We start from the raw sequence: 19,048 nt of genomic DNA, 5'->3' as shown, positions 1-19,048 counted from the left end.
CCGAAAAACAAAAAACGCCAGCGTGAATGCTGGCGTTGCGGACCTTTACGTCAGGTGTCCGGATCGTTTCGGGCGCAGCCCGGGCAAGGGCGTTTCCTTGCCGATGAGCAGCTGCATGGCGCGCTGCCGCAGCGTGTGGCGAATCCGGTGCGGAGCCCGGCATGCAACAGTATCCAGCAAGAAATAGGAAAGAGTGCGCAGGCCGGGCACCGGGCAAGGGGCGCTGGCGCGCCAGTAACGTGTTGCTGCCGGTATACCGGTATGGTTCAGCAGGGAACGCAGATTGTTCAGCTTGCGCGCTGAGCGGATCCTGTTGGCCAGTGCTGGCGCCAGTCGCGCAAGGTGCGGCGCGAGCATGGCGTCGATATGCAGGAAATGCTCGAGCTTGCGCGACATTGCGGTCATTTGCGGATGATGTTGCCGATAGTGCAGCAGGACGTTGCTACTGTAGTGGATGGACATGCCGGCACTCAGGCAGCGTATCCAGTAGTCGTAAGCGGCGCCTTCCTTCAACTGTTCGCTGAATGGCCCGATACGGGAGAGCAGTCGTTTGCTGAGCAGCACGCCGGATGGCTGGATGGGAGAACCCAGCAGGCAGGCGGGCCAGGCGGCAAATTGCCGTGGCGTTGCCCAGGCCACGGGATTGCCGCCATGGCTGTTAAGCGTGGCAACTTGCGATGCATACACAATCGCATCTGGCGTGTCGGATGCTTCTGCCTGTGCCAGTTGTTCGGCCAGTTTTTCAGGCAGCCAGATGTCATCGTCGTCGATGAAGGCCACCCATGGACAACGGGCGGCGGCCACTCCCGTATTCCTGGCGGCCGCCAGGCCGGTGCCCGCATTGTGCACGATGGTCACGTGCGGGTAGGCAGCGTGGACGTAAGCGGCAGTGCCGTCGCTGCTGGCATCGTCGATCAGCAAGATTTCCTGCGCGGGCCGGGACTGGGCCAGCAGCGATTGCAAGGTGTCGTCGAGAAACCCCCTGGACCAGCCGTTCCTGGTGCAAATGATGACGCTGACGGGGGCGACGCTCATGGCGCCACGGCTTCTGGCGGCGCAACACGGATGCGGATGGCTGCGCCGTCTTGCCGGATGTCATACGGTTGCAGTGTCAATGACGGGCAGGACGATTTTCCTGTTTGCAAGTCGAACGAGATGGCACAGGCCGGGCAATACACTTTGTCGCTGTCGCTGTCGCAGCCGCCATCGGCCAGGTCCACGCCGTAATGCGGGCAGGCCGCATCGTAGGCGCGGGTGCCGTCGCTGGTGCGCACCAGCATGATGCGATACGGCGCGGCATCGACGATGATGCGCTGCGTGTCGGGCCCGGCAGCAGGAAGCTGGCCATGTATGACGCCGTTCGCCTGGTCGAGCTGGCCGGCAATGACGGGAACGGCTGCCGGCGTCTGCACGGGGGCGGCGGCGACGGGCGCGCCGAAATTGTCTTCGCGTCGCAGGTGCAGCACTTCATCGTGGCCCTGCTCGATATCGGCGGCCCGGCGCCAGAATTCGCGCGAGTAGAAACAGGCGGGATCGAAGGTCGGGCGGGAAGCATTCAGGCGCATGGAGATGGCCACGCGCGTCGCGTCCGTCGTATTGAGGTGCGTGCCGTGCAGCACTTCTGGATCGAAGACCAGCATCTCGCCTGCCGCCAGCGGCAGATAAGTCGGCACCGGCAGGCGGTAGCCCGCTTGCAGGTACAGCGTGCGCCGCTCGCAGGGCAGCGAGGCGTTGGCCAGTTCCGGATACAGCACCATGCCCGCTTCCGCCGGCACCTCGCCAATGGCCCACCAGATATTGCGTCCGTCCCGCGAATGGCCGGCCCAGCTATCGATGTGCGGACCATGTGCCCAGGCGGCGGGCGGGTGGCCCCGGTGATAGTCTTTCGGCGCGTACACGGGGTCGATGACCTTACGGGCTTGAAATTGCTCGCGCACGGTCGCGCTGAGGCGGCCAATGCCGGGATTTTCGCTCGCCGGATTGGTCTTGCGCGCTACTTCGTAGGGGAAGTTGATGCGCAGGATCAAATAGTCATCCACATAGAAATCGCCATCCCAGCCCAGGACCTGGCGGCCGACGGCCGTCGCCATGGCCAGCAAGGGCTGGCGCAAGCGTTCCAGCACCTGGTTGCGCAAGGACGTCACATCGTCGGTGTCGATCACTTCGTGCAGCCGCTCGATGCCATGCTGGCGCAGCACCTGGGCTGCCGCGGCGCCCTTCATTTGTTCGACCGTGGAAATAATTTCGCTGAGCACGCGCTCGGTCATCGTTGCCCACGGGGCGAGTTCACGGACGTGGCACTTGAGCCACACGCCCTGTGTCGAGGATGGAGCGCTCATCTTCATTGCTCCGATGCCAGGGTGCGCAAGGTTTGCAAGCCGCGCACCGTGATCTGGCGCAACTCCTGTATCAGCGGCAGGGCGTCCTGGCGCGCGCGGCGATACTGCGCGACCGAGCGCGCGCGGTCCATGATGGCGCTCACGCAGTCGCCACTTTGCATCAGATCAACATCCCACGACGCCATGCCGATGGTCGACAGCATCGAGCGGCCCCGTTCGTCATACGACAGGTTGATGCTGTGCGAGCCCATGGCCAGGCAGGGCAGGAAACCATGCAGGCGGTAGCTGACGTGCAGCTTGCAGGTGCGCAGCGCTTCGATGTAGCGGCTGACTTCGTCAAAGTACAGGGGGGCCGCCTCCGGGAAGCCGGCGGCAAATTCGAGATCGATGTAGTCGTGGCAAGCCAGGTAGACGGGTTGCGCATATTCGGCACGCAGGGCGGCAATCAGGCGGCGCAAGTCTTCGGCGATGCGCCACTGCAAGGTGGCCGGAACGCTCATGCGCATGGGATGACGGATGGAAATGATCACGCCGCCCTTGGCGGCATCGCCCTCGGCATTCGGCGGCAGGTACAGCGTGGGACAGCCACCGACCGTCACCTTGGCGCCAAGGTCGGCGAGGATTTCCTGCGAACCCGTGTCGCGCACCATGGCCACCTTGGCATGCTCGACCAGGTGCCGTATCGCAATCGGGCTGAGCGCATCGGTGCGGTCTTCCATTTGCCCGTCGCGGCCCGTGATGCGGCCGTGGGATAGCCCCATCAGCATCATCGGCCGGCGCAAGGCATTGACGGCCTGGGCATCATAGGATAGCTGGCCGTTTTCAAACAGATTCCCGCCGCCCACGATGACGGCGTCGGCGAGGCGGTTCATGTCGTAAATCTGGCGTGGCACCAGGCCGCCAAATTGCGGTCCTTTCAAGGCAGGAATGCTGACGACATTGGTGGCCGCTCCGAACACCTCATAGAGGAGCTCTGCCGTAGCGTAGCCGATGAGATCGTTGCCGATATTGCGAGTGGTGGGGCGCACCATAAAGATATTCAATGTTCGTCCTGTCTTGTTGTGTGTGTTCAATGAAAACGGGGAAGCCCGGGCGTTGACTAGCCGCGTGCCGCAAGTTCTTCGACGAGCGTGCGCATGCGCGATTTCAGTTCCTGGTCCCCTGGGTAGGCGCCTTGGTCCACGTCCAGCATGCGTTGGGCGCTTGCCGCATCGGCATTGACGCCGAGCAAGGCGGCGATGTCATCGATCAGCGTCAGATCGTGCCGGTTGACACGTTCGGTACTGATGACGAGCGGTTCGATACCCCGTTGCTTGAACCAGTCCTGCCAGAGTTGTTCATCCACGGCAATCAGCTGCATGGCCTTGCGCGCCGCCAGTTTGAGGCGCCAGGTCGAGTAATTTTTTGTTACCGGGGCGACTTCGAAACCCCAGCGCCCCGTGATCATGCAGGTCGCCAGGGATGCCGCTTGGGCGAGCTTGTTGTCGCGGATCAAATGAATGACCGTCGCTCCTTCGAACAAGGCGGTAAAGTCGTGTGGATACGGCCACTTTTGTATCTGGGGAAACTGGATATTCGATGCGAACAGGCCATTCGCAGAACGCCTGGCAAAAATATGCGCGAGGTAATCCTGTTTCTTGATTTGCCAGCGCTCCGTCAGCGCCTGCACGCTATTGTCGTTGAAATACTCCAGCGGCACGCCGATCCCTGCGCCGAGTAACAGGCGGGCCAGGCGTTTGCTCGATGCGCGTGGCGCTGCGCATACCAATAGCTTTTTATGGGGGAGTGGCGACGACGACGTATCGTAAGGAAACTCACGCATTTCTGCGGGCGTTGGACGCATGCTGCCGGTCCATACTGACTTGATATTAGTCAACGGAGTGGGGAAACGTTCATTCATGAGTGGGGGGGGAGGCTGGCTATGCCCTGTTGCGTGCGATGATGCTTTTAAAGCAATTAAAGAATTTACTTTCTTGAAAATATGTTGCTTTAAAATATTATCTCAATTCATGCCATATATAGCACAAAGTTATTATTTATTTATGTTTTATGTCTCTCCCTAGCAACTATTGATGGCCGGTAGCAAGCTGATTCGAGAACCAACGACAACGCCAGCCCGAAGGCTGGCGTTGTCGTTACCGCGCTGCCAGGAGCGTCACCCCGCCATGCTGCGCAAGATCAAGCCCGTGATGTAGGCGCCGTAGGTGCCCAGCGCATAGCCGAGCACGGCCAGCAGCACGCCGACAGGGGCCAGGGCCGGGTGGAAGGCGCTGGCGATGACGGGGGCCGACGCGGCGCCGCCGATGTTCGCCTGCGAGCCCACGGCCATGAAGAACAGGGGTGCGCGGATCAGCTTGGCGACGAGCAGCATCAAGCCGCCATGCACGGCGATCCAGATCAGGCCCAGCAGGAACAAGAACGGCTTGTCGAGCAGCGCGCCGAGGTCCATGTGCATGCCGATGGTGGCCACCAGCACGTACAGCATGGCCGAGCCGATGGTCGATGCCCCCGCGCCTTCCAGGCTGCGCGCCCGGGTAAAGCTGAGCAGCAAGCCGAAGGTGGTGGCGAGCACGACGATCCAGAAGAAGTTCGACGTCAGGCTGTAATCCTGCAGGCGCCATGCGGCGGGCAAGGTATTGATCCAGCTGATGATGGGGCCGGCCAGGAAGTGCGACAGTCCCGTCACGCCCAGGCCCACGCCGAGGATGATCATGATGTCCGTCAGGGTGGCGACGCGCGCGTGCTGGGCGCGGTAGCTTTCGATGCTGTCCTTGAGCGCATTGATGGCCGTCAAATCGGCACCCGTCCAGCGGTCGAAGGCGCCCGCGCGGCCCGCCAGGAACAGCAGCACGGCCGTCCAGACGTTGGCCACCAGCACGTCGACGGCGACGAACTGGCCGAACAGGGTGGCGTCCACTTCGAACACTTCCTTCATGGCCGCCTGGTTGGCGCCGCCGCCTATCCACGAGCCGGCGACGGTCGTCATGCCGCGCCACGTGTCGCCCGCCACCGTTTCCGGATGGATCAGACGCAGGGCTTCGAACGAGACGAGGGCGCCCAGCATCACGCCGAGTGTGCCGGTGAGAAACATGATGATGGCCTTGGGGCCGAGGCGGATGATGCCGCCGAAATCGATGGCCACGCACAGCAGCACGAGCGCACTGGGCAGCAGGTAGTCGCGCGCCACGGCGTACAGGCCGGACGCGTTGCCGTCGATGATGCCGAAGGTGTTGAGCAACGCCGGGATCAGATAGCACATCAGCAGGGACGGGATATACGTATAGAACTTTTTCCAGAAGCCGTTCGTGCGGGAGGCGGTCCAGAAGACGCCCCCCAGGGTCATGGCGAGCAGGCCGAGGACGACGGCGTCATTGGTGATCAGGGCAGAGGTGGCAGGTGGCATCGGGGATTCCGGTGAACGTGTCAGGGACGCACGGGATGCCGATAAGGCCCCCAAGCGCAGGGTGGCCGTATCGTATAGCAATGTTGAAGCCTAAACAAATTATTCAGGCTGTGTCAGCGGGAATTTTTCTTGTCAAATCAAACACTTACATACTGGTTCGCCACCCCGCGCTCCAGACTGGCGGTTACAAATAGCGCGCCAGCAAGGCCTTGTCGAGGGACCCGTCGAGTTCGATGCGCACGAAGTGGCCGTTGCCCGGCGCCACCTGGATCTCGCTGCCATCGTCGGCCAGCATGCGGGTAATGGTGAAGTCGCGGTTGCCGCCCGGATGCACGGCTTCGATGCGGTCGCCCACGGCGAAGCGGTTTTTCACGTCCACCCTGGCCCAGCCGTCCGTCACGCCCAGCACGTCGCCCACGTACTGGCTGCGGTCCGCCTCGGATGCGCCGCGCATGTAGTTCTGGTGCGCCTGCGTGTGGTGGCGCTGGTAGAAACCGTCCGTGTAGCCGCGGTTGGCCAAGCCTTGCAGCTGGCCCAGCAGGCCGATGTCGAAAGGCCGGCCCGCGACGGCGTCATCGATGGCCTGGCGGTAGACCTGCGCCGTGCGCGCCGCGTAGTACAGCGACTTGGTGCGGCCCTCGACCTTCAGCGAATCGACGCCGATTTTCACCAGGCGCTCGATGTGTTCGACGGCGCGCAAGTCCTTCGAGTTCATGATGTAGGTGCCGTGCTCGTCTTCGAGGATCGGCATCAGCTGGCCCGGGCGCTGGGCTTCTTCAATTAAATATGGCTGGTCGGCCAGCGGGTGGCGCGGCTGCTGGTGCAGGGCGGAAAACGCGTTGTTGTCGGCCTCGGCCAGCGCCTGGTGGAATTCCAGCGGCACCACCTGCATGCCGCCCAGGTCGCCGCTGGCGTCTTCGGTGGCATTTTTCACCTTGTAATCCCAGCGGCAGGAATTCGTGCACGTGCCCTGGTTCGGGTCGCGGTGATTGAAGTAGCCGGACAGCAGGCAGCGGCCCGAATAGGCGATGCACAGGGCGCCGTGGACGAACACTTCCAGTTCCATTTCCGGGCAGCGCTGGCGGATTTCCTCGATCTCGTCGAGCGACAGTTCGCGCGACAGGATCACGCGCGTCAAGCCCATGCGGTGCCAGAATTTTACGTCGGCCCAGTTGACGGCGTTCGCCTGCACGGACAGGTGCACGGGAATCTCCGGCCACTTGTCGCGCACCATCATGATCAGGCCCGGATCGGCCATGATCAGGGCGTCCGGGCGCATGGCGATCACCGGCTCCATGTCGCGCAGATACGTTTTCAGCTTGGCGTTGTGGGCGAAGATATTGCTGGCGACAAAGAATTGCTTGCCGCGCGCGTGCGCGCCGTCAATTCCCTCCTGCAAGGCTTGCAAGGTCGAAAAATCGTTATTGCGCACGCGCAAACTGTAGCGGGGCTGGCCCGCGTAGACGGCGTCGGCGCCATAGTCGAAGGCGGCATGCATCTTGGCCAGGGAACCGGCAGGCAGGAGAAGTTCGGGAGCGTGGCGCATGGAGGAGGGGCAAAGCCGGCGATTGTAAGCGGGCGGCGAGCGCATTGCATTGCCCTGGATCAAGGGATTGCAAGGCGCTGCGCCGTGGCAGCCTAGGCGGCCGGGCAGATGTTCTGGTTGGCGCGGAACAGGTTGGCGGGATCGTATTGCTTCTTGATGCGCGCCAGGCGCGGATAGTTCACGCCATACGCGTCGGCCGTGCGCCCGCTTTCATCCTCGGTCAGGAAATTGACGTACACGCTGCCCGTCGCATACGGCGCCGCGTCGTTGAAAAACTCGCGTGCCCAGGCGATGCAGCGCGCGTCATCGGCCGGCTCGTCCCAGCGCGTGTGCACGTTCATCACGTACAGGGCGTCGCGGTGCGGATAGGCCGTATCCTGCGGCGCCGGCCGGCTCGCCTGCGCGCCCAGCAGGCCGAGGAAGATTTCGCATTGCGGCGTCGGCAGCTTGCCGGCATGGCGGATGACGGTATCGATGGCCGCGTCGCTGAGCTGCGCGAAGTTGTGCGATTTCCAGTAATTGCGCGCGCCCGGCGTGAGCAGGGCATCGAACGCCTGTTGCCAGGCCGTGTACGGCATGCTGCCCAGGTGCATGCCCAGCGGCTGGCCGAAGCTGCCGATGCGCTCGATCGCTTCCTGCATGGCGGCAGATTGCACGGGCGAAAAAACGGGCAGGACCAGCACGTCCTGGCCGTGCACTTCCGGCGGCAGGAAGGGCAGCGGCGGCGCCTTGCGCAAGACGGCCCAGACGGTCAATGCATCGGGCATGCCGTCGACGAAATCGCGGTATTTCGTCAGCACCGCCTTGGCTTGCGCGTAAGGAAACACGATGAGGCCGGCCGTGACTTGCGGCCCCACCGGATGCAGCTGGAATTCGAAGCGCGTGACCACGCCGAAGTTGCCGCCGCCGCCGCGCAAGGCCCAGAACAGGTCGGGATGCTCCGTCGCGCTCGCATGCAGGAATTGTCCGTCGGCCGTGACGACGTCGGCCGCCAGCAGGTTGTCGGCCGCCAGGCCCAGCGTGCGGCTGAGCCAGCCAAAGCCGCCGCCCAAGGCCAGTCCTGCCACGCCCGTGGTGGAATTGATGCCCAGCGGCGTGGCCAGGCCGAACGCCTGCGCCTCGTGGTCGAAGTCGTGCAAGGTGGCCCCGCCTTCGACGTGGGCGCGGCGTTGTTGCGGATCGATATGCACCGAGCGCATGCCGGACAGGTCGATCACCAGGCCATCGTTGCACAGGGCGCTGCCGGCGATATTGTGGCCGCCGCCCCGCACGGCCAGGGGCAGGCCGTGGTCGCGTGCATACGCCAGCGCCGTGCGCACGTCGGCCGTGCCCGCGCAGCGCGCGATGAGGGCCGGATGCCGGTCGATCATCGCATTCCAGACGGCGCGCGCGCTGTCGTAGCCGGCGTCGTTCGTTTGTAACAGTTGCCCTCTCAATGAGGCTTGCAACTCATTGAGCTGGCCGTTCGTCAAGGTATTCATCGTGTACCTCCCAGCGGCTGCATGCGGTTATGGGTATGGTGACGGGAAGCAGGAGGACTGTCCCCGCGTGCCGGCCTGCATGCATCGTTTGCCAGCGCGTGGTTTCATGATAGGAAGGCGCCAGACGGTACGCAAGCCCAGGTGCTGGCAAATGAAACAAGGAAGTACGAAGGCTTGCGCTGCGACAGACGATGGGCTGCCTGAACGAAGGGGGCTGTCGCTTCAGGCGTAGGGCGTGCCCGCCATGGCGGCGTTCAATCCCGTGTGTCCGCAGTCCACCAGGGACAGGAAGCCGGCCTTGGCCAGTTGCGCGTCGCCATGTTGCGCGAAGGCACGATGCGCTTCGACGAGGGCGGTGCTCCACGTGGCCAGCAGCAGGCTGGCCGCCAGGCGGGCGAGGGGATCGCTTGCATCGCGCCCCGTGGCGTCGCTCAGCGCTTGCGCCACCACGTGCGCCAGCTCGTCGCGGATCGCCCGCGCCCGCGCCTTCAAGGTAGCGCTGGCCTCGACGGTGGCAATGAAGCCCTGGCCGGCGGCGGAAAACGTGAGGTAGGGACTGTCCTCGGCCGCCAGGCGGTGCGCCAGCAGGCGCAGGGTTTCGATGGGAGCGATGGCGGGATCGCGCTGGCGCAGGGCGGCGCGCAGCAGTTCGCGTCCCTCTTCCTCGCGGTCGAAGAACATGTCTTCCTTGCGGGGGAAATGGTTGAACACCGTCATGCGTCCCACGCTGGCGGCCGCCGCGATCTCGTCCACCGTCACTTGCTCGAAGCCGTGCACGAAGAACAATCGCGTGGCGGCATTCGAGATGGCTTGCCTGGTGGCAAGGCGTTTGCGGGAGCGGAGGTCGGCAGGAATCGTCATGTTGCCCCGATCATACACGAAGTGTACTGAGTACAGATAACGCTTGATGGTGCGGCAAGATGGGGAATACTATTTATGTACTGAGTACATATTTAGATTGAGTATATGAAGAAATCCCTTCCCGTGGCGGCGCTGCCCGTCATTTTCGCCACTGTCGTGCTGGACGCCATCGGCATCGGCCTGGTCTTCCCCATCCTGCCGACGCTGCTGCGGGACGTCACGCATGCCGATAACGTGGCGCCGTATATCGGCATCATGACGGCCCTGTACGCGCTGATGCAGTTCATCTTTGCGCCGGTACTGGGCGCGTTGAGCGACCGCCTGGGCCGGCGTCCCGTGCTGCTGCTGTCGTTGGCGGGCGCGGCCGTCAATTACCTGTTCCTCGCCTTCGCCCCCAGCCTGTGGATGCTGTTGCTGGGGCGCGCCATCGCGGGGTTGACCAGCGCCAACGTTTCCGTGGCCACTGCCTACATCACCGATATTTCGGCCGAGAACCAGCGGGCGCGCCGCTTCGGCTTGCTCAACGCGATGTTCGGCGCAGGCTTCATCATCGGTCCCGTGCTGGGCGGCGCGCTGGGCGATTACGGGCTGCGCCTGCCGTTCATGGCGGCAGCCGTCTTGAATGCGGGCAATCTGTTGCTGGCGTGGTTGAGCTTGCCCGAATCACGAACGCCGACACGCGGAAAAATCGACCTGGCGGCATTGCATCCCTTGCGCCCCTTGCGCTGGGTTTTCTCGGAGAAAAGCTTGCTGCCGATCACCGTCATCTTCTTTACCTTCAGCGCGGCCGGCGAAGTGTATGGCGTGTGCTGGGCCTTGTGGGGACACGATGCGTTCGCGTGGAACGGGCTGTGGATCGGCCTGTCGCTGGGCGCCTTTGGCGTGTGCCAGGCGCTGGCCCAGGCCTTCTTGCCCGGTCCGGCCGTGAAACTGCTGGGCGAACGCGCCACCATCCTGACGGGCGTGGCCTGCGCCTGCGTCGCGCTGCTCGTCATGGCGTTTGCCACGCGCAGCTGGATGATCTTCGCCATCATGCCCGTGTTCGCCCTGGGCGGCATCGGCGCGCCGGCCTTGCAGTCGCTGGCGACGCGGCAAGTTGCCGAGGACCGGCAAGGCCAGTTCCAGGGCGTGCTGGCCTCGGCCGTAAGCCTGGCGTCCGTGCTGTGTCCGCTGGTGTTTTCCAGCATTTACTTTGGCGTCCGGGCGCACTGGCCCGGTGCCGTCTGGCTGTCCGTGATCGTCGTGTACGCGGCGCTGGTGCCGCTCGTGCTGGGCTTGCGCTTGCAGAAACCGGCGCAAGCCCTGGCAGGCTAGTGCGCGTGCGAGGCCCCGCTGCTGCCGGCCTGTCCCGTCATGGGCAGGTGTTCGGGCGGCATGCCGTCCTTGAACAGTTGACGCAGCTGCTGGCGCAGCTCCGGCGTGTCGTGGTGATGGTGTACCGAGACCGCATGTTCCACGGCAATGCCCAATAGCTCTTCCTCGCTGTCGGCCGAGATGGCCACCGAGCAATGTGTGTCGCTTGGAAATTCCCGGCAATCGATGAATTTGCGCGTCATGATCGACTCCTTTCTGCAAAGAGCGGGCACCGCGCCCGCTCCATTCAGTATAGGTCGCAAATTCGCCTAGGCGGCGCGGCTGCCGGTATCGGCCTCGTGTACCGGCAAGTGTGCTGGCTGCGCCGCTTCGGCCGGAAAATCGTCGACCTGGATCAAACCGTCGGCCAGGCGCGCATATTCCAGCAAGACATTGTGCTCCTGGCAGCTGACCAAGCTTGCTGCCTTGGCTGCGGCCAGCCACTGTTGCATGGCGGACAGGCTTTGCGGCAAGTGCCGCAGGGCCGCGCCTGCGGGCGTGTCTTTCAGGCGTTTTTCGATGTGCAGCACGTCGGGCAGCAGGGCCAGCGCCCGCTCGGCGCAGGCGACGGGATCTGCGGCGTCGCTGGCGACATGGCCGTCGGCCAGCAGCCGTTCGCGGTCGGCGCCCGGCGTTTGCAGGGCCAGCGCCACCTCACTGCCCAGTTCGTCGGATGGCGGACGGTGTGGCAGGCCAAACGGGAACAGCAGGGTGCGCAGCAGCACGGCCAGCCCGCGCGTGGGGAAATTGTCGAGCACGCCCGTCAAGCCTTGCTGGGCCTTGACCAGTGCATCTTGCAGCGACCAGTGCACATACGGCAGGTCGGCGGTGAAACGGCCATCGTCCTCGTAGCGCTTCAGCACGGACGACGCCAGGTACAGCTGTGCCAGCACGTCGCCGAGGCGGGCGGACAGCCGTTCCCGGCGCTTGAGTTCGCCACCGAGCACGAACATCGACATATCCGTCATGACGGCAAACGCCGTCGACAGCCGCGTCAGGGCACGGTAATAGGGCGCCAGTTCCGCGGCGCCGTCGTCGGGCACGGCTGCCAGGCGCGCGCCGCCCAGGCCGTACCACAATCCCCTGGCCAGGTTGCCCAGGACAAAGCCCACGTGGCCAAAGAAGGCTGCATCGAAATCGCGCACGGCCTTGCGGCCGTCGCTTTCGCTGACGGCGGCCATTTCCCTGAGCACATACGGATGCGCGCGGATGGCGCCCTGGCCAAAGATGATCAGGCTGCGCGTGAGGATGTTGGCGCCTTCGACGGTGATGGCGATGGGGATTTGCTGGTAGGCGCTGGCGAGGAAATTGTTCGGTCCCACGCAGATGCCCTTGCCGCCGAGAATGTCCATGCCATCGTTGACAAGCGCGCGGCCCCGTTCCGTGACGTGGTATTTGACGATGGCGGAAATGACGGACGGCTTCTCGCCCAGGTCGACGGCGTGCGCGGCCAGGGTGCGGGCCGCATCCATCAAGTACAGGTTGGCGCCCATGCGGGCCAGCGCTTCCTGCACCCCTTCGAACTTGCCGATGGGCATGTTGAACTGGCGCCGCACGGCCGCATATGCGCCGGTGCCGCGCACGGCCATCTTGCCCATGCCGACGCTGGACGAGGGCAGCGAAATGGCGCGCCCGGCCGCGAGACACTCCATCAGCATGCGCCATCCCTTGCCCACTTGCGCCTGGCCGCCGATGACCCAGTCGATGGGGATGAAGACATCTTGACCGGACGTGGGACCGTTCTGGAACGCGGCGTTCAAGGGATGGTGGCGGCGGCCGATCACCACGCCGTCGTGGCTGGCGGGGATCAGGGCGCAAGTGATGCCGGGCGCATCGTTGTCGGAGAGCAAGTGTTCTGGATCGCTGGTCTGGAATGCCAGGCCCAGCAAGGTTGCCACGGGCGCCAGGGTGATGTAGCGCTTGTTCCAGCTGAGGCGGAAACCGACAGTGGCGCGCCCTTCATGCATGCCCATGCACACGACGCCCAGGTCGGGGATGGCGGCCGCGTCGGAACCCGCATACGGGCTGGTCAGGGCAAAGCAGGGAATTTCCGTGCCGGCGGCCAGGCGCGGCAGGTAGTAATCCTTCTGTTCTTCGGTGCCGTAGTGCAACAGCAGTTCGGCCGGCCCCAGCGAATTGGGCACCATCACGGTCACGGCCAGGGCCGAGCAGCGGCTCGACAGCTTCATTACCACTTGCGAATGCATGTAGGCGGAGAATTGCTTGCCGCCGTATTGTTTCGGGATGATCATGCCGAGGAAACCCTGGCTTTTCAGGTAGTCCCAGGCTTGCGGTGGCAAGTCGAGTTGCTGCTGCGTTTCCCAGTCGTTGACCAGTTCGCACAGCCGCTCGACGTCGTGCTCGAGAAAGTGGCGCTCCTCGGCAGTGAGCATGGCGCGGCCATACGCCAGCAGCTTGGGCCAGTCGGGCCGGCCGGAAAACAGGTCCGCATCCCACCACGTGGTGCCCGCCTCGAGCGCGTCGCGTTCCGTGTCGGACATGGTCGGCAAGATGCGCTTGAACAGCGCGAGCAGGTGCGGCGCAAGCAAGGCGCGGCGCACGGGGCCGGGCGCAAACAGTAAAGCCAGGCCCAGCAGGGCCAGCATCAGTATGATCGTCAGCATGCGATATCTCCCTGTGTCATGACAACAGAGTAGGCCGATGCGGCCGATGTTACTGTGCGGTACTGCGCATACGCACAACGCCAACCGCAGGGGTTGGCGTTGTGGTGTCTGGCGCGAGGCGTATCAGCGTTGCGGAACAACAATCACCGTGTCACCCGTCTTGCCCTTGGCGCCCGTGTCGCCTTTGGCGCCTTCATCGCCGGCAACACCAGCGTCGCCCTTGGCACCATCGTTGCCTTGCATGCCGCTGTCGCCGGTCTGGCCCGTGGCGCCGGTGGCACCGGTCGCACCGGCAGGGGCTTCGGCGCCCTTGGCACCGGTAGCGCCGGCAGGACCAGGCGCGCCGGCAGGGCCGGGAACGACTTGTACGACGGTAGGCGCGGGTGGTGCTTCGCGCTGGCAAGCGGTCAGGGCGAGGGTAGAGGCGAGCGCGAGCAATATCAGGGTAGTTTTCATGATGCATCCTTTGGCAGTGTGCGGTGATGTACGGAACGGCTCGACGGGGTCGGGCGCGAGTTTCGCATGGCGGTATGGCGGAGAGAATCGGATCAGGTAGCCGTCGCGCCGTGTCGCGCAGGGCGCTGGCGGCGGGAAGGGATGTGGTCTGCCTGCAGCATGTGCTCTTGGACAGCCGCAGTCCGTACGTTTGCGTACATAGCGGCGGGTGGGGTGGAGGTTTTGTGCAAGGACAAACAGCCAACCCGAAGGTTGCTGTGGCTGTTCAAATTGGAGTGGCAGCACCGCGACTGAGGGCCTGGTGCTGCCTGGCACGCTTATTTGACGGTCAAATCTGCCTGGGCGGCAGGGGCCGGCGGGGAGTCGCCACCACCGCCTCCGCCACCGCATGCAACGAGCACACACGCGCTAAATACAAGTGCCAGAGGCCTCATCGAACTTGTCCATTCTCAATAGTGACGCCTGTGCTGGCGCCGCCTTGAAACGGCCATGGCTGTGCCAGAGCCGGGCCTTTGATGTCACGTAAATCCAGGATGGTGACCCGGATGGGCAGTAGGGAAAATTACAGCGTGACGGGTTCCGGCGTGAGCATGTAGCGCGCATATTTGCCATCCCCCAGGTCGCAGAAGCCTGCCGCCCACAAGCTGCCATCGGTCTTCTGGATGAAGGAGCATGCGCTGCCAGCCCATGCGGCGGCAATCCCGGTACCGACTTGCCGGAAGGCACCGCGATTGAATTGGCCATCGCCGAACTGGCCGTTGTTGCCATCGCCGCCTGCCCACAAGGTGCCGTCGGACTTGACGGCAAGCGCATAATAAGTGCCTGCCGATATGCTGACGAAGCCATCTCCCACCTTGACCGGCGTGGCGGCAGTGGGCGTGGCGGCGGGCGACTGGTTGGGCGCGTTGCCGCCCCAGTTCCACAGCGAATGATCCGCCTTCAAGCCATAGACCGCATCGTAGCTGGTGGCAATCGCAATATAGCCATCCGCGATCTTGACCGGTGTAAATGGCTGGTTGGCCAGATTCTGGGTCCATGTCCACACCGAGCCGTCGCGCTTGAGGCCCAGTGACGCCCCGCCACTGCCACGGGCGATATCCACGTAGCCCGTGTCTATCATGCGCGGCGTCAGCTCCGGTTCGATGGCGTTGGGTTGCTGCAGGCTACGCGCGCCCCAGACCCACAGGCTGCCGTCTTTTTTCAGGGCTTCGGCGTTTTCGCCGGCGACGCTTCTCTCGCCTTTGACGACGACCTTGAGGAAATCGCTGCCGATCTGCACAGGAGTGGCGTTTGAGCCGCTCGTGCCATTGCCCTGGATGCCTGCGTCATTGCTGTTGCCCCAGCTCCAAAGCGAGCCGTCTTTCTTGATGGCCAGGGTGGCAGCGATGCTGACTGCAACATCGGCGTAGCCGTCGCCGATCTTGACCGGTACGGGCTGGAGAGGGTTCCAGCCCCAGAGTGTGCCGTCAGATTTGAGGGCGGCGTAGCGCCAATTCAGGCTGGTGACGAATGCGGCAATCGCCTGATAGTCGATGGAGAGCTTGTGCAATGGCGATGCGGCGCCGGCGCTCGCGGACACGGCACCCTGGCGCGCTCCCGATTGCCCGGTCGGCGTGCAGCTGAATTGACGCTGCGTGCTGCTACCCCCGCTGAGCTCGGCGATACCTGCGCAGTCCGTCAACGCAAACTGCATGTTATCCGGCAGATTGCTGCCAGTCACAGTAAAGGTGGTGACCATGCCGATGTTGGCCTTGGCGGGCGAAACGGCGCTGACCTCGGGCGGCAGGGGCGTTGGCAGTGTGGGCGGTGTCGGGGGTGGAGCGGGAGGCGATGTCGGTGAAGTACTGCCGCCGCCGCAGGCGCTCAAGGCGAGCATTAAGCTGGTCGCTGAAATAATACGCAAATGAGTCATGGGAATGCAATTTATAAAATTGCATGATTGTAACTTAAGTCATATTGTCATACGGCATTATTGTTTTCGGCGCCAGCAGACAAAGACGCCACCCGAAGGTGGCGTCTTGATCAGTACTGCTGCATTCTTGCTGGCCCGGGGCGGAATCGAAGCAGCGGCACGAAGATGTGCCAAACAAGGCCCGGCCTACTGCGCGCTTTCCATGGATGCCACGGTGTCGAAGATATGCGCCAGCGCGCTTTCCATGGCGCCGGCGGTGGCGTCGCCGCTCTGGTTGGTGATGATGTAGACCCCGAGCTGATATTGGGGAACGATGTAGGCGTAGCCTTGCGCACGCGGCACGCCGCCATGGTGGACGTAATGCGTGCCCAGCTGGCGACTCGTGCCGATGTTCCAGAAATAGGCAATGCTGAAGTCATCCTGAAAGCGTAGCAGCGGCTTGTGCGATTCGACGACGGCGGGATGGGTGCCCAATTGCAGGCGCAGGTATTTCGCCATGTCCGGCATGGTCGACTTCAGGTTGCCGGCGGCCCCCCAGGGCAGTTGCGGCATCGGTGTCGTGATGACGGGATTGTCGCTGTGGTAGCCGGGCGCCAGCCGGCCGGCATCCTGGGCTGCGATTTTCAGCCTGGTATCGTGCATGCCGGCTTCGCGCGCGAGCAATTGCGTGAGCAGCACTTCATAGGGCATGCCGTAGATGGTTTCGAGCGCGTGCGCAACGAGTTCGGTGCCGGCGCTGGAATAGGCGTAGTCCTTGCCCAGCGGACCGTTGATGTTGACTGTATGCAAGTCCTGCCAGAATTGGGGTTGTCCGTAGTTGGCATAGGCTGCGTTGAGCTTTGCCGGCGTGGCATGCGCCGTGAAATCCTGCAATACGGTGTTCACCTGCAATGGCAGCATGCCCGGCATATTGCTGGTATGCGTGATCAGATGGCGCAAGCGCACGGGCTGCCCCTGCGACTGCAGGTTCGGGTAGGCGGCCGGCAGGTATTTTTGTATGGGATCGTCGAGCGCCGCCTTCCCATCGAGCACGGCGTTCGCCAGCAGCAGGCCGGCAAAGGTTTTGCTGACTGAGCCGATTTCATACAGCGTTGTATCGTTGGGCGGATTGGCCTTGCCGGTCTCCAGCTCGCCTTGATGCAGGATGAACTCCTGGCCGCGATAAACGACGGCTATCGAGGTCGCGTGCAGCAGTTTCGACTGCAGCAGGGTGGTCGCGGTCTGGCGCATTGCCGCAGGAATGTCATGCGTGGGCGCCGTGGCCGCGGGCTTGCAAGCTGCCAGCAGCAGTGTCATTCCGGTTGTGATTGCGGCGAGTCTGATCATCATGCGCACCATCCAGTGGGGAGGGGCATTCTCGCACAATGGGTTCGGCGGCGACAGAAAAAAGTCACGCGTACGGTTTTGCCAGAGGGGGAAAGGCGGTGGCGGACAAAAGAAAACGCCACCCGAAGGTGGCGTTTTTTTATTCTTGGTGGCCCGGGGCGGAATCGAACCACCGACACAAGGATTTTCAATCCTCTGCTCTACCGACTGAGCTACCAGGCCAAGGCGGCGAATTATAGCAGAAAGACTTTCCACCTGACCAGAGCTGGCTGTGTTCAAATGCAACAGATGGCCAAAACATGGTGTTTTGGCATCCTTGTATGACCGAAAGGATGTGGCGATGCAGCGACGTATTGGAGTGCAAGGCCTGGCGGTGGCGGGCTTGTTCGGTTTGTTGTGCGGCGCGGCGCGGGCCGACGGGTTGGCCGAGTTGAACGCGGCGCTGGCGCGCTTGCAGGGGCAGATGCCGATCAAGGCGCAGGTCGAATCGAAAACCTGGCGCCGCGAAGGCGAGGGCAAGGCGGCGGAAGAGGATAGCGGCCAGGCCACGGTAGCGGTCGAGGGCGGGCCGGCGGGCTTGCAAGTGCTCTACAGTAAGGAGCTGCTGGCGAAAGTGGAGGCCGAGCAGCGCGCCAAGGTGAAGGATCCGAAGGCCAAGGCGCCGATCGGCTTTGCGCTGGGGGAAATGAAGGCGACGGAGCTGCGCTCCATGGTGTCGGCGGCGGACACCCTGTCGCGCGAAATCGAGGAAGCCGTGTTCAGCGGCGAAAAAATGGATAGCTACAAGGGCAAGCCGGCGCGCCTACTCAGCTTTACCTTGTCGCTCGACAAGGTGCCTGAGAAAGACCGCAAGTATGTGAAGAAGTTCGAAGGCGGCCTCGATGTGTGGATCGCGGCGGACGGCACGCCGCTGGCCAGCCATTTCCACGTGGATGTGAGCGGGCGCGCCTTTGTCGTCATCAGCTTTACGCAAAAGACGGACGAGACGCGCCAGTATGGCGTCAGCGGCGACCATTTATTGCTCCTGCGCAAGGAAAGCAAGAATGCCATGTCGGGCGCAGGCGAGAAGGTGGAAAGCAAGATCGTCAAGACCTTGCAATTGCAGTCCTGACGCGTTGCCGAACCTCATAAGCCGCTGAATCAGCGGCTTTTTTACATGGCCGAGCTGCCGCCCAGGCCGCTCTTTTGCAGCACGCAGCGCCCTGCCTGGCAAGTGGCGCCCGGGTCCGTGATGATGGAGCAGGTCGACATCATGCCGTCCGCCTGCTGCTGCTTGCGGCTTGCCTCGGCTTGCGCCTGGGCCAGTGCCTTGAGTTTTTTGCCGTCATTGCTTTTGCTGGACCACGCCAGATAGCGCTCGGGGCCGCCGCAAGCCTTGGCGCCGATGGCGATGGTCTGGCATTGCTGGGTGGAATCGCACGCGGCGGCGCCCACTTCCGCCTGGATCTGCGCCAGCAAGCCGGCATTGCCGGGGGCGGGCGGCGCATCATCTTGCGTGGGGGCGCTGCCGCAGGCGCTGGCGGCCAGCAGCAGGAAGCTGGCGCACGCGGCGCGCAGCAGGGCGGAGTAGGTTGGCGTTTGCATGCGCTCATCATGTGCCACGCTTGCGTAAATGGCAAGCGCGATTCGCACTTGGGCAGAACCTTGATCCCGGTCATTTTCCTTATTAACTAGTCAAAGTTAATATAAATCAACATCCAACCAGCGATGTACGGGTGGCAACCGGGCCGGTGCGCTGCATTCCCGC

The 19,048-nt window shown here is 63.5% G+C and carries 16 protein-coding genes and 1 tRNA gene; 2 read left to right on the top strand and 15 right to left on the bottom strand.

Going from position 1 to position 19,048, the window contains the following annotated elements; translation table 11 throughout:
• Positions 1-45: 45 nt before the first annotated feature.
• The 8 genes from CLU94_RS10585 to CLU94_RS10550 form a co-directional block, all read right to left on the bottom strand.
• Positions 46-1,035, bottom strand: a complete 990-nt coding sequence (locus CLU94_RS10585) for a glycosyltransferase family 2 protein (protein ID WP_099665595.1) — start codon at positions 1,033-1,035, stop codon at positions 46-48.
• On the bottom strand, positions 1,032-2,339 hold the full coding sequence (locus CLU94_RS10580) for a Rieske 2Fe-2S domain-containing protein (RefSeq protein ID WP_180278632.1): 1,308 nt from the start codon (positions 2,337-2,339) through the stop codon (positions 1,032-1,034). Before CLU94_RS10580 ends, CLU94_RS10585 begins: the two co-directional genes overlap by 4 nt.
• Before the next feature lie 2 nt (positions 2,340-2,341).
• Positions 2,342-3,382: a polysaccharide pyruvyl transferase family protein gene (locus CLU94_RS10575; RefSeq protein WP_143451394.1), complete on the bottom strand. Its 1,041-nt coding sequence runs from the start codon at positions 3,380-3,382 to the stop codon at positions 2,342-2,344.
• Positions 3,383-3,438: 56 nt separating this feature from the next.
• The gene (locus CLU94_RS10570; protein WP_180278631.1) at positions 3,439-4,182 is read right to left on the bottom strand and encodes a Stf0 family sulfotransferase; all 744 of its coding nucleotides are present in this window, start codon (positions 4,180-4,182) and stop codon (positions 3,439-3,441) included.
• A 312-nt stretch (positions 4,183-4,494) separates the two neighbouring features.
• Positions 4,495-5,742, bottom strand: a complete 1,248-nt coding sequence (locus tag CLU94_RS10565) for a DUF819 family protein (protein ID WP_099665591.1) — start codon at positions 5,740-5,742, stop codon at positions 4,495-4,497.
• A 184-nt stretch (positions 5,743-5,926) separates the two neighbouring features.
• Positions 5,927-7,288, bottom strand: a complete 1,362-nt coding sequence (gene trhP / locus CLU94_RS10560) for a prephenate-dependent tRNA uridine(34) hydroxylase TrhP (protein WP_099665590.1) — start codon at positions 7,286-7,288, stop codon at positions 5,927-5,929.
• A gap of 92 nt (positions 7,289-7,380) precedes the next feature.
• Positions 7,381-8,769 carry an FAD-binding oxidoreductase gene (locus CLU94_RS10555; RefSeq protein WP_099665589.1) on the bottom strand — a complete coding sequence of 463 codons (1,389 nt, stop codon included), beginning with the start codon at positions 8,767-8,769 and terminating at the stop codon, positions 7,381-7,383.
• A 222-nt stretch (positions 8,770-8,991) separates the two neighbouring features.
• Positions 8,992-9,630, bottom strand: a complete 639-nt coding sequence (locus CLU94_RS10550; protein WP_099665588.1) for a TetR/AcrR family transcriptional regulator — start codon at positions 9,628-9,630, stop codon at positions 8,992-8,994.
• A 105-nt stretch (positions 9,631-9,735) separates the two neighbouring features.
• Here CLU94_RS10550 and CLU94_RS10545 point away from each other — a divergent pair, with 105 nt between their 5' ends.
• On the top strand, positions 9,736-10,944 hold the full coding sequence (locus CLU94_RS10545; RefSeq protein ID WP_099665587.1) for a TCR/Tet family MFS transporter: 1,209 nt from the start codon (positions 9,736-9,738) through the stop codon (positions 10,942-10,944).
• Here CLU94_RS10545 and CLU94_RS10540 read toward each other — a convergent pair.
• The 6 genes from CLU94_RS10540 to CLU94_RS10515 all read right to left on the bottom strand — a co-directional run bounded on the left by CLU94_RS10540 (position 10,941) and on the right by CLU94_RS10515 (position 17,523).
• Positions 10,941-11,186, bottom strand: coding sequence for a DUF1059 domain-containing protein (locus tag CLU94_RS10540; RefSeq protein WP_099665586.1), 246 nt, complete (start codon positions 11,184-11,186; stop codon positions 10,941-10,943). The genes CLU94_RS10545 and CLU94_RS10540 overlap by 4 nt on opposite strands.
• A 66-nt stretch (positions 11,187-11,252) precedes the next feature.
• Complete coding sequence (locus CLU94_RS10535; protein ID WP_099665585.1) at positions 11,253-13,607, bottom strand: acyl-CoA dehydrogenase; 2,355 nt, start codon at positions 13,605-13,607, stop codon at positions 11,253-11,255.
• Positions 13,608-13,730: 123 nt separating this feature from the next.
• Positions 13,731-14,063: a hypothetical protein gene (locus CLU94_RS10530; RefSeq protein WP_077399256.1), complete on the bottom strand. Its 333-nt coding sequence runs from the start codon at positions 14,061-14,063 to the stop codon at positions 13,731-13,733.
• 562 nt (positions 14,064-14,625) lie between these two features.
• Entirely contained in the window at positions 14,626-15,975 is a 1,350-nt protein-coding gene (locus tag CLU94_RS10525) for an RCC1 domain-containing protein (RefSeq protein ID WP_143451393.1), read from the bottom strand.
• Between the two features lie 186 nt (positions 15,976-16,161).
• Positions 16,162-17,271, bottom strand: a complete 1,110-nt coding sequence (locus tag CLU94_RS10520; RefSeq protein ID WP_180278630.1) for a serine hydrolase domain-containing protein — start codon at positions 17,269-17,271, stop codon at positions 16,162-16,164.
• Positions 17,272-17,447: 176 nt separating this feature from the next.
• Positions 17,448-17,523, bottom strand: a tRNA-Phe gene (locus CLU94_RS10515).
• Positions 17,524-17,641: 118 nt separating this feature from the next.
• Between CLU94_RS10515 and CLU94_RS10510 the strand changes: the two genes are divergently transcribed.
• On the top strand, positions 17,642-18,412 hold the full coding sequence (locus CLU94_RS10510) for a hypothetical protein (protein WP_257218757.1): 771 nt from the start codon (positions 17,642-17,644) through the stop codon (positions 18,410-18,412).
• 41 nt (positions 18,413-18,453) lie between these two features.
• Here the strand turns inward: CLU94_RS10510 and CLU94_RS10505 are convergent, their stop codons facing one another.
• On the bottom strand, positions 18,454-18,885 hold the full coding sequence (locus tag CLU94_RS10505; protein WP_099665581.1) for a hypothetical protein: 432 nt from the start codon (positions 18,883-18,885) through the stop codon (positions 18,454-18,456).
• Positions 18,886-19,048: the final 163 nt, after the last annotated feature.

It is taken from the genome of Janthinobacterium sp. 13, from assembly GCF_002749695.1.
GTDB lineage: Bacteria > Pseudomonadota > Gammaproteobacteria > Burkholderiales > Burkholderiaceae_D > Janthinobacterium > Janthinobacterium kumbetense.
This window is presented reverse-complemented; position numbering and strand designations above follow the sequence as displayed.

What these genes read in the sequence shown, in the direction of transcription:
- CLU94_RS10585 (WP_099665595.1), bottom strand. Translation starts at nt 1,035, where the DNA reads ATGAGCGTCGCCCCCGTCAGCGTCATCATTTGCACCAGGAACGGCTGG.
- CLU94_RS10580 (WP_180278632.1), bottom strand. Translation starts at nt 2,339, where the DNA reads ATGAGCGCTCCATCCTCGACACAGGGCGTGTGGCTCAAGTGCCACGTC.
- CLU94_RS10570 (WP_180278631.1), bottom strand. Translation starts at nt 4,182, where the DNA reads ATGCGTCCAACGCCCGCAGAAATGCGTGAGTTTCCTTACGATACGTCG.
- CLU94_RS10565 (WP_099665591.1), bottom strand. Translation starts at nt 5,742, where the DNA reads ATGCCACCTGCCACCTCTGCCCTGATCACCAATGACGCCGTCGTCCTC.
- trhP (WP_099665590.1), bottom strand. Translation starts at nt 7,288, where the DNA reads ATGCGCCACGCTCCCGAACTTCTCCTGCCTGCCGGTTCCCTGGCCAAG.
- CLU94_RS10555 (WP_099665589.1), bottom strand. Translation starts at nt 8,769, where the DNA reads ATGAATACCTTGACGAACGGCCAGCTCAATGAGTTGCAAGCCTCATTG.
- CLU94_RS10550 (WP_099665588.1), bottom strand. Translation starts at nt 9,630, where the DNA reads ATGACGATTCCTGCCGACCTCCGCTCCCGCAAACGCCTTGCCACCAGG.
- CLU94_RS10545 (WP_099665587.1), top strand. Translation starts at nt 9,736, where the DNA reads ATGAAGAAATCCCTTCCCGTGGCGGCGCTGCCCGTCATTTTCGCCACT.
- CLU94_RS10540 (WP_099665586.1), bottom strand. Translation starts at nt 11,186, where the DNA reads ATGACGCGCAAATTCATCGATTGCCGGGAATTTCCAAGCGACACACAT.
- CLU94_RS10535 (WP_099665585.1), bottom strand. Translation starts at nt 13,607, where the DNA reads ATGCTGACGATCATACTGATGCTGGCCCTGCTGGGCCTGGCTTTACTG.
- CLU94_RS10530 (WP_077399256.1), bottom strand. Translation starts at nt 14,063, where the DNA reads ATGAAAACTACCCTGATATTGCTCGCGCTCGCCTCTACCCTCGCCCTG.
- CLU94_RS10525 (WP_143451393.1), bottom strand. Translation starts at nt 15,975, where the DNA reads ATGACTCATTTGCGTATTATTTCAGCGACCAGCTTAATGCTCGCCTTG.
- CLU94_RS10520 (WP_180278630.1), bottom strand. Translation starts at nt 17,271, where the DNA reads ATGACACTGCTGCTGGCAGCTTGCAAGCCCGCGGCCACGGCGCCCACG.
- CLU94_RS10510 (WP_257218757.1), top strand. Translation starts at nt 17,642, where the DNA reads ATGCAGCGACGTATTGGAGTGCAAGGCCTGGCGGTGGCGGGCTTGTTC.
- CLU94_RS10505 (WP_099665581.1), bottom strand. Translation starts at nt 18,885, where the DNA reads ATGCAAACGCCAACCTACTCCGCCCTGCTGCGCGCCGCGTGCGCCAGC.